This window comes from Pseudoalteromonas sp. MER144-MNA-CIBAN-0113 (assembly GCF_040308965.1).
Taxonomy (GTDB): domain Bacteria; phylum Pseudomonadota; class Gammaproteobacteria; order Enterobacterales; family Alteromonadaceae; genus Pseudoalteromonas; species Pseudoalteromonas tetraodonis.
Genome location: NZ_JBEOOG010000021.1, coordinates 25644 through 37559, shown reverse-complemented (window position 1 = coordinate 37559; position 11916 = coordinate 25644). Strand labels below are relative to the sequence as shown.

Genomic DNA, 11916 nt, shown 5'->3' with positions numbered 1-11916 from the left:
AGCCACAGCACCGTCAGGCTGTGGCTCAATCAGATCAGGGAGTTAGCAAGTGGCCCAAACCTTATACAATAAAATTTGGCAAGCACATACCGTTGCCAGTATTAATGAGCAAACCGATTTACTTTATATTGACCGTCATTTAGTACACGAAGTGACGTCACCACAAGCATTTGCAGGCTTACGTGAAAAAAATCGTAAAGTGCGTTGTCCAGAAAAAACCATTGCCACCATGGATCATAATGTTTCAACTAAAAGTCGTTCACTGGATGCAGCCAGCGAAGTCTCTAAAAATCAATTAATGGCACTGGATGCAAACTGTAAAGAATTTGGCATTTTGCTGTACGACTTAAATTCAGTAAACCAAGGCATAGTGCATGTTATTGGCCCTGAGCAGGGGATTACTTTACCAGGTACCACTATAGTCTGCGGCGATAGTCATACTTCAACGCATGGTGCGTTTGGTGCCTTGGCACATGGTATTGGTACCTCAGAGGTTGAGCATGTATTAGCTACGCAAACGCTACAGCAAAAAAAGGCGAAGTCGTTAAAAATTCAAATTAACGGTGTATTACGCCCTACAGTAACAGCTAAAGATTTAATTATGGCGGTTATTGGTAAGCTAGGCACTGCTGGTGGCACTGGCTATGTGGCGGAATTTTGTGGTGAAGGCATAGAAGCTCTATCAATGGAAGCCCGTATGACATTGTGTAACATGAGCATTGAAATGGGTGCCAAGGCAGGTTTAATTGCCCCAGATAAAATCACTTACGAGTACTTAAAAGGGCGCCCGTTTGCACCTAAAGGTGCTGATTTTGATGCCGCTGTTGCCTACTGGGAAACTTTAAAAACGGATGATGGTGCTCATTTTGATTTAGAAGTAGAGTTAGATGCAGGCAGTATTCAACCGCAAGTTACTTGGGGGACTAATCCAGAGCAAGTGATTGGCGTTGATGAATGTATTCCAGATCCAGATAAAGAAACCGATTTAATTAAAGCCGATGCAATTCGCAGTGCGCTTAAATACATGGGCTTAAAAGCGGGCGATAAACTATCAAGCGCCAAAGTAGACACGGTATTTATTGGCTCATGCACCAACAGCCGCATTGAAGATTTACGCGCTGCAGCAAAAATTGTTGAAGGTAAACAGGTTTTAGCTGGTATTGAAGCGCTGATTGTTCCAGGCTCAGGCTTAGTTAAGCAGCAAGCTGAAGATGAAGGCTTAGCCGATATTTTTAAAGCTGCAGGGTTTGAGTGGCGCGAGCCGGGTTGTTCGATGTGTTTAGCTATGAACGATGACCGTTTAGGAGCTGGTAAACGCTGTGCTTCCACCTCGAATCGTAATTTTGAAGGTCGCCAAGGGCGCGGCGGGCGTACACACTTAGTGAGCCCTGCAATGGCGGCAGCAGCTGCAATACATGGTCACTTTGTTGATATTAGAGGAGAAGCTTAATGAGCATCTATTTTAGCGGCTTAATGGCCCCACTTGATAAAAACAACGTCGATACCGACCAAATTATTCCTAAGCAGTTTTTAACTTCAACCAGCCGTGATGGTTTTGATGCAGCACTGTTTTACGATTGGCGTTATTTAGATAATGGCGAGCCAAACCCTGAATTTATTTTAAATCGTCCTTGTTACCAAGGTGCGCAAATATTATTAACCCGCGATAATTTTGGCTGTGGCTCATCACGCGAGCACGCACCATGGGCATTAAAGCAATATGGGTTTGAAGTGATTTTAGCTGAAAGCTTTGCTGATATTTTCTTTAATAACTGTGGTAACAATCAAATGCTTGCTATTACATTGCCAGCGCAAACGCTGGAAGAGTTATTTGTGTTAAGTGAGCAGCACGACGATATTCACATTGATGTGGATCTTGAAAACCAGTTACTTACCAGCAATAAGTTTGCGCCAATTCGCTTTGATATTCGCAAAGACGTGAAAGAGCGTTTATTAAGTGGCTTAGACTTTATTGGTGTAACCGAAACCCTCAATCCGCAAATTGATGCGTTTGAAAAGCAGTTAGCCGCAGAGAGACCGTGGCAGTAACCTTTTACATATGAAACTGGAGCGCAACTTAGGTTGCGCTTTTTTAATCGCTTATATTAAAAAACCACGCAATAAGCTTGCTAATGTAATCATTGCAATTAGTAATAAATTGAGAGTTTTAAATTTCTGGTAGCGGACTACCTTTGGGTCGTTGATAGTCGAAAAAAAACCATCTTTAAATGACTCAGCAAGATTGGCATAGGGTGTCCCATCTAATGAATTTTGTGATAATTTTTTCCATTGTTCTGGGTGCTGCTCAGCAAGGTGTTGATATATGTGCAGAGTGTAGCGATTTTGAATAATTAATAGTAATACGATGATTATTAAGCCGATATATTTTTCCATTTAAATATGTGCTCCGCGCTAAAACTGGCTTTACGTTTATACCAATCCGCAATAATACTCAATCATTTTGCGGGGCTAAACGTGTTGCTATCTGTGTTAAAAAATTCTAATTTCGAACAACTAAATAGCGAATTTTTTGCCTAGCTATCACCCCGTTTTTCCTGCCTCAAAATAGACCGCTTAATTAAGCGAATTGGTATTAGTTATTTCCCCTTTATCAAACAACAATATTTAATTTCTTATCTTCTTTCAAGCGATATTTTTTTACTAATTAATTAAAGTAAAACCCTATTGTTCTGTTAATTTTTATTGCTGTTCATCGTGATTATTTTCTTTGTGTTTGCTTAAACGCTAAGCTGATTTTTTACATGTTTAGGGACACATTATGAAATTATTAACAGCTGCAGCGTTTATGCTGGCATCCACTGCTGCATTAGCACGTCCAGCGCCTTTGGTATCAATTCCAAGTCATGATAGCTTTTTCAATAGTATTGCTGCTCACTGCGGTAAAGCTTTCGAGGGTAAAGTAACGGTTGATAATGCAACAGGGCCGAGTTCATTTGCCGATAAAAAGTTAATTATGCATGTGCGTAAGTGTAATGACCGTGAGTTACAGGTGCCGTTTCATGTCGGTGATGATGCTTCACGTACGTGGATCATTACTAAAACAGGTAGTGGTTTGAGCCTAAAGCACGATCATCGCCATAAAGATGGCAGCGATGATGTGTCTACTATGTATGGCGGTCATACTGTGGATGCGGGTTTTGCTAATATGCAGTCATTCCCTGCAGATCAGTATTCAAAAGAGTTATTTGTTAGCCAAGGCATACCGCAATCGGTAGGCAATACATGGCAAATGTATATTTACCCTGAACAGTTCACTTATCGACTTATTCGCCAAGGTCGCGAATTCCGTGTTGATTTTGATTTAACTAAACCTATCACACCACCGGCTGCGCCGTGGGGATATGGCGTTAACTAACTTAGTTCAGGTTAACTACAGTAAAACCACAGGCTATTTTAATACTCAGTGGTTTTACTGAAAATAACGAGGTGTTATTTTTTTGAGGTTTTTTCTGCAGGCATTTCACACTGCACAAATACACTGAGCGGTGGCTGATAAGCACGCGGTTTAGTTGGAAAGCGTTGGTACTCCTGCACGCCCTCAGTCACTTTTAACATAAAAGGATTATCGTGACATAAACGATTTGCGTGGCGCAACAAAAACACACTTTGGTTTCTAAAATGTGGGTAGTCGTCAGACTGTATTTCTAGGTGGTAATTGTTAGTGTCTATTTGAGTTTGCTTATAATGCACCTTTTCATCAAAATCATAAAGTCGCTGCATTTCACTTTGCTCTGCCGACACACTCAAACACCCCGTTAATAAACACCAGCTAATAATTCCATGTATGTAATGATTGGCTTTTATACTCATAAACCTTTAACTCCATCTTGATTTTGGGTAGTGTGATCAGCATATCTATTAAACCCGTTATGATATAAGTCTAACACCCAAAAAGGGGAAATGTGATGTTCAAGCAAATTAAACAGCTTTTTTCGAGTATTGATCAGCAAGATTATGATATTGAACAACATGATTTAAAAACAGCGGTTGCCGCATTATTAATTGAGGTAATGCGAGCGGATAACGATTTACAGGCTGATGAGCAACATACGCTAAGTCTAACATTAAAAAAATATTTTGATTTAACGGATGAAGCAGTAGATGAGTTAACCGAGCAAGCAAGTGCAAGCTTAGATGACGCCATTGATTATTTTCAATTTTCTAAGCAAATTAACAATCAATGTAGTGCACAGCAACGCATTGATATAGTTGAATTACTTTGGCGTTTAGCGTACTCCGATGGAGAACTTGATCCACAAGAAGAATACGTTATTCGTCGTGTTGCTAATTTATTGTATGTTACCCATGAAGACTTTATTGCTGCAAAGCTTGCAGCAACAAAGTTATAGTGGCTGCTTATTTAAGCTTACTTGCTACGCTAACTAACTGCTGTGCAAGACCAGCCACTTTTTCAGCGGTAGCGGGGTCGCTAATTCGACCGTTGTCATCTAATAAAGTATGAATAGCCGGTACTGCCAGTTGGTTCGCTAATACTAAGCTGCCAATGCCTGATAATATATCACGCACATGATTTAAGCCCCGTAAACCGCCCAACCCACCTGGTGAGGCTGCATATAACGCGGTTACTTTATTTGCAAATGCAGGCTCTGCGCCTTGTTCGGTGCGCGATGCCCAATCAATAGCATTTTTTAACACGGCGGTAATAGAGCCATTATATTCTGGGCTGGCCAGCAAAATGCCATCGGCTGCGCGAAGTTTGTCTTTAAGTTGTTGTACACCGGCTGGTGTGCCTTGTGCCTCGAGATCTTCATCAAACATAGGAATGGCTAAGTCTGCGAGTTTAATCACTTCTACTTCAGCGCCACTTTCTAAAGCAAAGCGTGCCGCTTCGTTAATGAGTTTTTGATGAAAGCTATCTTTACGTAAGCTACCTGCTAGGGCAATAATTTTTGGTGTTGTCATGAGCTGCTCCTGATAATGAGTTTGTATAATGTGACTTTAACAAATAATCACTTGCAGAAAAGCCAAATAAACGCAAAACTTGTGTGCGTATATGCACAGATTAAAGAGTAGTTATCATGGCAATTCAATTTAATGATTGGCAAGACCTGAAGGTTGCTTACGAGGTAGCGCGCTTAGGTACTTTAACTGCCGCGGCCGAAGTGTTAGATGTTCACCATAGTACGGTGCTCAGGCGAATAAATAACTTAGAAAAAAGCTTAAATGCGCGACTATTTCATCGCCATGCTCGCGGCTACAAAGTCACAGAAATTGGCGCTAAGTTATTTACCACAGCACAAGCGATTAATGGTGAACTAGAGCGCCTACATAATGACATTATTGCTGCAGATAGCACCTTGCAAGGTAGCTTGTTACTCACCACAGTTAGTGGCTTTATTGATGTATTAAGTGAGGTGTGTGAGCAGTTTCAAACCTTGCATCCGCAAGTGCAATTACAAGTGATTATGGATCAAAAACGCTTACGTTTAGATCATGGCCAAGCACATATCGCAGTAAGAGCTGGACCCAGACCGGATGAGGGTGATTATATTGCTCAGCATTTAGCGGCGCTCTCGTCAGGATTTTATGCATCAAAGCATTACATTAGCCGTTATGGGTTGCCACAAACATTAGCGCAACTATCGCTGCATAGCTTTGTGTCAGGTGTAGCAGGGTATAATGCCAAAGTGCCTTACTTTGCATGGGTTGATGAAAATATTCCCCCGTCGCAAGTTAAGCTAAGAGTGTCAGAAACCTCAGAAGCGACCCGCGCCATCGTTAAAGGACTCGGTATTGGCGGATTACAGCATGATGTTGCAGCGCAATACTCTGATTTAGTCCCTGTACTGCCTAATGAACTGAGTTGGCCAACCGATTTGTGGCTGGTTACGCATCATTTAGTGCATCGAACGGCAAAAGTTCAAGCGTTTAGTCAGCTATTAAAAAATTATTTTAAGCAGCGAAAGTTAAGTTAAAAAGGCTACAACGATTTTTTTATTGAAACACCTAAGCGCTTGGCTAGCCGCGTTAAGTTAGCGCGGTCGACCTGTAAACTACGCGCTGTGCTTGCCCAGTTATAATTATGTTGTTTAAGTTGCTGTATTATAAGTTGCTGAGTATAGGTATCTGTGGCTTGCTTTAACGAAATGTTGTTTGCTAAAGGTGGGATTACAAGCTGGTTTGAGTGTTCAAGAGCTAAGGTGTTAACATCGCTTAAATTTAGCTCACAATGCGCAGGTTCAATAGTAATAATTGGTTGCTGCCACTGATGTTGTTTAGCCTTTAATGCAGCCCGATTAATCACATGCTCAAGCTCCCTCACATTGCCTGGCCAGTCATATTTTTTAAGCAGCAGTTGCGTTTCAATACTGAGTTTTAGCTGTTTAATAGCGAGCTTGCGGGCTGTTTTTTCTGCAAAATAACCGGCTAATAAAATAACATCTTCATCACGGGCTTTCAATGGAGCGACTGTGAGTGGATAAACACTTAATCGATGGTACAAATCGGCGCGAAACCGTCCTTGTGTTACTTCGTGTTTTAGGTCGCGATTGGTTGCTGCAATCACTCTAACATCGACATATTTAAGTTCATCTTCGCCAACGGTTTGTACTTCGCCACTTTGCAGTACGCGTAATAATTTACTTTGCATAGCCAGAGGCAGCTCGCCGATTTCATCTAAAAATAAGGTGCCGCCATCGGCTAACTGAAATTTACCTTGGCGGGCATTTTGGGCGCCGGTAAAAGCGCCTTTTGCATGGCCAAAAAATTCACTTTCTGCGAGGTTTTCAGGCAGTGATGCACAATTTAAATGAATTAATGGCTGATCTTTACGTGCGGAGTGTAAGTGAATATTACGTGCCACCAACTCTTTGCCGACCCCAGTATCACCTAAAATAAGGACACTAAAGTTTGATGCCGCAACCAGTTTTATCTCATTTTTAAGCGTTTGTATTGCTGAGCTTTGGCCAATAATTTCACCACCATCACGTTTGAGCGCCTCACGGTTTAACGCTTGTACTAATTCACTAGAGTGCTGCGCATGTTGTTTGTAATGGGCAAGCTCTAGGGCTGTTTTAAAGTGCGCACTGCACAAGGTTTGTAAGGTGTTGAGTGTATCAGTGGTAATACCGTCAAACGCATTGGCGTTAAGGCTATCAAAGGTCAGAATGCCAAGTAGTGCGTTTTTATCATAAAGGGGTAACCCTAAGCAGGCATGCACTGGAATATCACCGGTTTTAGCCAGTAGTAGCCCGTCGTATGGATCAGGTAGTGGACAGTCATGTGCAAATTGCAGAGCCAAACGACTACTGCAGATGGCTTTAAGGCGAGGATGCTCCGCAATATCAAAACGTCGTCCTAGGCTATCGGGCATAAGCCCTTTAATGGCTAAGGGTTTTAATTGCTCACCTTGGCGAATTAATAATGCACTGGCATCGCTGGGAATAACACGTTCAACCGTGGCTAAAAGTTGCTCAAAACTGTGAGCATGTAACGTACTTTGCGCAAGTTCTAATGCAACTTGCGTCAGGTTGAATTGTTGGTTCATGTCAAAATGACCTTTTAGTGTATTTTTACAGGTTTTATAGTAGGTCATAAAGACCCATTTTGTAAAGCGAGTTAATTTAACCTTTTGAATATTATAGGTTTAATTGGTTGGCACACTCTGTGTAATGCTAAATGCAAGCAGTTAGTTATTACATAGGAAATAAACATGTTATCCGATAAAACCATACAAATAGTTAAAAGCACGGTGCCATTGCTTGCAGAGGCAGGTACGGTCGTAACCGATCATTTTTACAAGCGCATGTTTAGTCATAATCCCGAGCTTAAACATATTTTTAATATGACTAATCAAGAAACGGGTCGTCAGCAATTTGCATTATTTAATGCGTTGGCTGCGTACGCGCAAAATATTGATAATTTAGCCGTGTTAAAAGAGGCGCTAGCGCGAATTAATCATAAGCATACCAGCTTAAATATTTTACCTGAGCATTATCCTATTGTGGGCGCACATTTAATCGGTACGTTAAAAGAGCTTATTCCTGAGCAGTTTACTGCCGATGTTGAATATGCGTGGCGCGAAGCCTACGGTGTACTTGCTGATATTTGTATTACCGAAGAAGCGGCATTGTATGCGCACAGTAAAAACAACCATGGTGGCTGGGCAGGCACGCGCCAGTTTGAAATTACTGATAAACATATTGAATCTGAATTCGTAACTAGTTTTACGCTGACACCTGTGGATGGTAAAGCAGTTATTACCTACAAGCCAGGACAGTACATTGGCATTAAAGTTAAGCCTGAGGGCGCAGAATATGAAGAGATCCGCCAGTATTCTATTTCGCAAAAGAGCAATGCTAAAAACTATCGTATTAGCGTTAAAAAAGAGTGCCAACCAAAGCCTGGCGTGGTGTCTAATTATTTACACTCACTAGAGCAAGGCGCACGAGTAGAGTTATACCCGCCAGCGGGAGATTTCATTTTAAAAAATGAGGCAACTCCAGTGGTACTTATTTCAGCAGGCGTTGGCCAAACCCCGATGATGGCGATGCTGCAAACGCTACTTAGTGGTGATAAAAATCAAGCGATTAGTTATTTGCACGCGTGTGAAAACAGCCGCGAATTTTCATTTAAAGGGTATTTAGCGCAGCAAACGGCAATGCATCCACAGCTAAAAACATTTACTTGGTTTAATCAAGGTGGCGAGGAGTGTGATTTCACTGGGCTAATGGATTTATCGGTGCTTGAGGCATCATTACCTATTAGCGAAGGGGCATTTTATTTGTGTGGACCAGCATCATTTATGGCTTACGTAAAAGGCCAGCTACTTGATTTAGGTGTGCAAAGCTCAAACATTCACTACGAAATATTTGGACCACACCAAGCGTTATAGGTTAATTAAAAGCGTGTGTTACACGCTTTTAATTTAAACTTACAGCTTTTTACTATTTGTGTTAGCAGCATAAGCTTGTTGTTGCCAAGCATTAAATAGCTTTTGTTGTTTAGCTGAAATTTTTAAACCATACGTTTTTTGCATGTAAGCGTACGCATCGGCAATGCGTTTACGTGCATGAACAGGCGGTTCAACAACACGTTGTTTAAAATTAACTTTAACCTCACAGCGACCATATTGCGTCGCGTTTTGGGCTAACATGCCAAAGCGGTAGTTTGAGCGATCGGCGTTAATTTCACCAATTGCAGGGGCTAAATTGTTTATATCGGCTTCCATCAAGCGAAACTTAGCGCTAACTTTGCGGCAGTTTTTACGCCCACCATCTTGCCAACATTGTAACTGGTGACCAAATTCCCATGCAGGGACAATATGTTCCCATTCAATTCGCAGGGCACGTTGATTTACTTTGCCTGAGCGGGTTAGTGTGTTGCGAGGCACGTAGCCACAATGGGTAGGGTCGGGTACCAACTTTTTGCCTTGTTTTTTTATATCGCAACCACAATAAATACTTTTAGCGTTTTCGGGAAGGGTATTAATTAAGTGCTTTTTGGCACTCGAAAACCGCGTAAATTGTTCGCCCATTGCTGAAAAACAAGCACAGCAAGCCAACAAAGCTAAAATAAACCGAATCATATCCATCACATACGTGAACTACAGGAGCGGCTAGTTTAAGGCCTAGAATAAAAAAGTAAACTGCCGCCGGCATGCTTTAATTTTAATTTGCGTATTTTGTGTAGGGCGTTTTTTAGGAGTAAATAGTGGGCAATATTCAGAGGCTAACGCTAAAAACGCGTTAATGCAGTGATTCCTGCGTTGTTGATTTGGTATAACGGTAAAACTGCGTTAAAGTTTGCAATGAGATTAATAGAGGGTAAAAACGAGATAATGTCGGAAATTCAATTTTTAAATGTAGATCTAGAGCTTGAGTCAAAGCAAGATATTAGCGTATTAGTTGCTGATTTAAAAAAGGTCGCAACTATTTTACATTATGATAAAGACGAATACCGTCAACTTGCTCGCATTGAGGTTGCAGGTGAAATAACCACGCCAGATAAAGCGATTAATCACTTGTGTGAGTTAATCGAGTCGTGTTCACGCAATGCATTAAAGCAATGGTTGAGTTGTTCACGCAGAACTTTCGATATTGGGTTTGAGTCTGGCACTTCGCCAAAATGCTTTAACCAAGCCTTACATGCAGATACCTTGTTACGTATATCTGCAATTGGTGCAGGCGTAGAAATTACTATTTACCCTTTCGAAAAGTAATTTAATTTCAACCTTGGTTAATTGACTTACTAGCCTTTTCGCTCTACTACGGCTGCGGTCATACGTGATACGCAGCAAAGCTCATTGCGGCTATTGGTTATTTTAATATCCCAAACCGAGCTGCGCTTGCCGATATGATAAGCTCTCGCTGTGGCCGTTAATGTGCCATTGCGTGATGCCTTTAAATGACTTGCACTGATCTCTTGGCCAACACAATAAAACCGATTGAAATCAACCACAAAATTAGCGGCATAACTTGCTACTGTTTCAGCAAGCACCACATTTGCACCACCATGAACGATACCCATAGGGTTATGATGCTCTGGAATTGCCGGCATAGTTGCCACTAAGTAGTCATCACCAATTTCACTGATTTCTATTCCCATGGTTTTCATGAGTGTCCCTTGGCCTGTAATACCTTGATCTAATTGCTTACAAAACTCTAATGTAATCGGTTGATGCCAAATACTCATGCTAGCTCCTTGGATAAGTAATTGAGAATTAAAATTTATTAATATGATAATGCGTTGCTAATAATTACATTTATCACCCTGCTTTTAAAGTAGGTTATTGTTTGATGATAACGGCATATAAGGCATTAATTTATATTTGCGATTTTTAAATAACTGTATATACTCACAGTTAATTGTACTGTATGGAAAACCAGTTGTATGCGACCATTAACGAAACGCCAAGCGCAAATACTCGAACTCATTAAAGTGTTTATTAAAGACACTGGTATGCCTCCTACACGTGCCGAAATTGCACAAACACTGGGTTTTAAAAGTGCGAATGCTGCAGAAGAACACTTAAAAGCACTGGCCAAAAAAGGTGTGATTAAAATGAAGCCAGGCGCGAGTCGGGGCATTCAGCTTGTTGAAGAAGAGGAGCCAGAGCAGTTAGGCTTACCTTTAATTGGCAGGGTGGCTGCCGGTGAGCCTATATTGGCGCAACAGCATGTAGAAAGCCACTGTAAAATTGACCCTTTAATGTTTAAACCTGCGGCCGATTTTTTATTGCGTGTTAACGGTATGAGTATGAAAGACATTGGTATTATGGATGGTGATTTACTTGCTGTGCATAAAACCCAAGTTGCCGAAAATGGACAAGTTATTGTTGCCCGTGTTGACGACGATGTAACCGTGAAGCGTTTAGAAAAAGCGGGCAGAAAAGTACTCTTACATGCTGAAAATGATGAGTTTTCAGCTATTGAGGTCGATTTAGAAAATGAGTCGTTCAATATTGAAGGCTTAGCGGTAGGTGTTATTCGTAACGCTGACTGGATGTAGTATTAAAGCATAATTTAGCGCTTAATAGTGATTAGGCGCTGGGTTTGTTAGCAGCACAATGTCTAACTTATCAAATGTATGACTATATGTTGTTAAGTGCTTCTCCTATCATAAATAAAATCACTAAATACTTTATAAATAAACAAATTTACTCTGCTTTTTTAAGTTAACAATTTTTTATATTTCTATCCTGTAATTTCAATACACCCCTTACTAAACCTGACTCTTAGATTAATTGCCTGACTAGTTGCTATTTTTTTAGCTGCGCATTTTAAAAAATACACCTTGTTTATTTTTCATACTCACCTTGCTTATTGTTTATTTTTTAACTAGTTATTAAAGAGCTGGAATAAAAATAACTCACAGCTTAGTCGTTTTGAGAACACACATTTACTAAATCCAGCACCCTTATAAAAAATAAAAATA

14 protein-coding genes are annotated in these 11916 nt (G+C 40.8%); 8 read left to right on the top strand and 6 right to left on the bottom strand.

Features of this window, described 5'->3' with window-relative positions:
* Nucleotides 1-49: 49 nt before the first annotated feature.
* Together leuC and leuD are read left to right on the top strand one after the other, a co-directional pair.
* Entirely contained in the window at nt 50-1450 is a 1401-nt protein-coding gene (gene leuC, locus AAEY57_RS07750) for a 3-isopropylmalate dehydratase large subunit (protein WP_008465616.1), read from the top strand.
* On the top strand, nt 1450-2049 hold the full coding sequence (leuD, locus tag AAEY57_RS07745; RefSeq protein WP_028834822.1) for a 3-isopropylmalate dehydratase small subunit: 600 nt from the start codon (nt 1450-1452) through the stop codon (nt 2047-2049). The genes leuC and leuD overlap by 1 nt, the downstream gene beginning before the upstream one ends.
* A 51-nt stretch (nt 2050-2100) precedes the next feature.
* Here the strand turns inward: leuD and AAEY57_RS07740 are convergent, their stop codons facing one another.
* Entirely contained in the window at nt 2101-2394 is a 294-nt protein-coding gene (locus AAEY57_RS07740; protein ID WP_036957068.1) for a hypothetical protein, read from the bottom strand.
* 385 nt (nt 2395-2779) lie between these two features.
* Between AAEY57_RS07740 and AAEY57_RS07735 the strand changes: the two genes are divergently transcribed.
* Nucleotides 2780-3376 (top strand): hypothetical protein, encoded by a 597-nt coding sequence (locus AAEY57_RS07735; RefSeq protein WP_028834823.1) that lies wholly within the window; start codon nt 2780-2782, stop codon nt 3374-3376.
* Nucleotides 3377-3450: 74 nt separating this feature from the next.
* Here the strand turns inward: AAEY57_RS07735 and AAEY57_RS07730 are convergent, their stop codons facing one another.
* Nucleotides 3451-3831 (bottom strand): hypothetical protein, encoded by a 381-nt coding sequence (locus AAEY57_RS07730; RefSeq protein ID WP_013466152.1) that lies wholly within the window; start codon nt 3829-3831, stop codon nt 3451-3453.
* 95 nt (nt 3832-3926) lie between these two features.
* On the opposite strand from AAEY57_RS07730, the gene AAEY57_RS07725 reads away from it, so the two are divergent.
* Nucleotides 3927-4370: a tellurite resistance TerB family protein gene (locus AAEY57_RS07725; protein WP_013466151.1), complete on the top strand. Its 444-nt coding sequence runs from the start codon at nt 3927-3929 to the stop codon at nt 4368-4370.
* 7 nt (nt 4371-4377) lie between these two features.
* Here AAEY57_RS07725 and AAEY57_RS07720 read toward each other — a convergent pair whose 3' ends face one another.
* Nucleotides 4378-4944, bottom strand: a complete 567-nt coding sequence (locus AAEY57_RS07720) for an NADPH-dependent FMN reductase (RefSeq protein ID WP_013466150.1) — start codon at nt 4942-4944, stop codon at nt 4378-4380.
* Between the two features lie 116 nt (nt 4945-5060).
* On the opposite strand from AAEY57_RS07720, the gene AAEY57_RS07715 reads away from it, so the two are divergent.
* Nucleotides 5061-5957, top strand: coding sequence for a LysR family transcriptional regulator (locus tag AAEY57_RS07715; RefSeq protein WP_028834824.1), 897 nt, complete (start codon nt 5061-5063; stop codon nt 5955-5957).
* Between the two features lie 5 nt (nt 5958-5962).
* Here the strand turns inward: AAEY57_RS07715 and norR are convergent, their stop codons facing one another.
* Nucleotides 5963-7528: a nitric oxide reductase transcriptional regulator NorR gene (norR, locus tag AAEY57_RS07710; RefSeq protein WP_028834825.1), complete on the bottom strand. Its 1566-nt coding sequence runs from the start codon at nt 7526-7528 to the stop codon at nt 5963-5965.
* Between the two features lie 165 nt (nt 7529-7693).
* Here norR and hmpA point away from each other — a divergent pair, with 165 nt between their 5' ends.
* Nucleotides 7694-8875, top strand: coding sequence for an NO-inducible flavohemoprotein (gene hmpA / locus AAEY57_RS07705; RefSeq protein WP_028834826.1), 1182 nt, complete (start codon nt 7694-7696; stop codon nt 8873-8875).
* A gap of 39 nt (nt 8876-8914) precedes the next feature.
* Here the strand turns inward: hmpA and AAEY57_RS07700 are convergent, their stop codons facing one another.
* A complete protein-coding gene (locus AAEY57_RS07700) occupies nt 8915-9568 on the bottom strand; it encodes an endonuclease (RefSeq protein ID WP_028834827.1) in 654 nt (217 codons plus the stop codon).
* 252 nt (nt 9569-9820) lie between these two features.
* Between AAEY57_RS07700 and AAEY57_RS07695 the strand changes: the two genes are divergently transcribed.
* Complete coding sequence (locus AAEY57_RS07695; RefSeq protein WP_013466145.1) at nt 9821-10201, top strand: hypothetical protein; 381 nt, start codon at nt 9821-9823, stop codon at nt 10199-10201.
* Nucleotides 10202-10230: 29 nt separating this feature from the next.
* Here AAEY57_RS07695 and AAEY57_RS07690 read toward each other — a convergent pair whose 3' ends face one another.
* The gene (locus tag AAEY57_RS07690) at nt 10231-10674 is read right to left on the bottom strand and encodes a PaaI family thioesterase (RefSeq protein WP_013466144.1); all 444 of its coding nucleotides are present in this window, start codon (nt 10672-10674) and stop codon (nt 10231-10233) included.
* Nucleotides 10675-10872: 198 nt separating this feature from the next.
* On the opposite strand from AAEY57_RS07690, the gene lexA reads away from it, so the two are divergent.
* Nucleotides 10873-11490: a transcriptional repressor LexA gene (gene lexA / locus AAEY57_RS07685; RefSeq protein WP_008114166.1), complete on the top strand. Its 618-nt coding sequence runs from the start codon at nt 10873-10875 to the stop codon at nt 11488-11490.
* Nucleotides 11491-11916: the final 426 nt, after the last annotated feature.

What these genes read in the sequence shown, in the direction of transcription:
- AAEY57_RS07695 (WP_013466145.1), top strand. Translation starts at nt 9,821, where the DNA reads ATGTCGGAAATTCAATTTTTAAATGTAGATCTAGAGCTTGAGTCAAAG.
- AAEY57_RS07730 (WP_013466152.1), bottom strand. Translation starts at nt 3,831, where the DNA reads ATGAGTATAAAAGCCAATCATTACATACATGGAATTATTAGCTGGTGT.
- hmpA (WP_028834826.1), top strand. Translation starts at nt 7,694, where the DNA reads ATGTTATCCGATAAAACCATACAAATAGTTAAAAGCACGGTGCCATTG.
- AAEY57_RS07725 (WP_013466151.1), top strand. Translation starts at nt 3,927, where the DNA reads ATGTTCAAGCAAATTAAACAGCTTTTTTCGAGTATTGATCAGCAAGAT.
- AAEY57_RS07740 (WP_036957068.1), bottom strand. Translation starts at nt 2,394, where the DNA reads ATGGAAAAATATATCGGCTTAATAATCATCGTATTACTATTAATTATT.
- norR (WP_028834825.1), bottom strand. Translation starts at nt 7,528, where the DNA reads ATGAACCAACAATTCAACCTGACGCAAGTTGCATTAGAACTTGCGCAA.
- AAEY57_RS07700 (WP_028834827.1), bottom strand. Translation starts at nt 9,568, where the DNA reads ATGATTCGGTTTATTTTAGCTTTGTTGGCTTGCTGTGCTTGTTTTTCA.
- AAEY57_RS07735 (WP_028834823.1), top strand. Translation starts at nt 2,780, where the DNA reads ATGAAATTATTAACAGCTGCAGCGTTTATGCTGGCATCCACTGCTGCA.
- AAEY57_RS07690 (WP_013466144.1), bottom strand. Translation starts at nt 10,674, where the DNA reads ATGAGTATTTGGCATCAACCGATTACATTAGAGTTTTGTAAGCAATTA.
- lexA (WP_008114166.1), top strand. Translation starts at nt 10,873, where the DNA reads ATGCGACCATTAACGAAACGCCAAGCGCAAATACTCGAACTCATTAAA.
- AAEY57_RS07715 (WP_028834824.1), top strand. Translation starts at nt 5,061, where the DNA reads ATGGCAATTCAATTTAATGATTGGCAAGACCTGAAGGTTGCTTACGAG.
- leuD (WP_028834822.1), top strand. Translation starts at nt 1,450, where the DNA reads ATGAGCATCTATTTTAGCGGCTTAATGGCCCCACTTGATAAAAACAAC.
- AAEY57_RS07720 (WP_013466150.1), bottom strand. Translation starts at nt 4,944, where the DNA reads ATGACAACACCAAAAATTATTGCCCTAGCAGGTAGCTTACGTAAAGAT.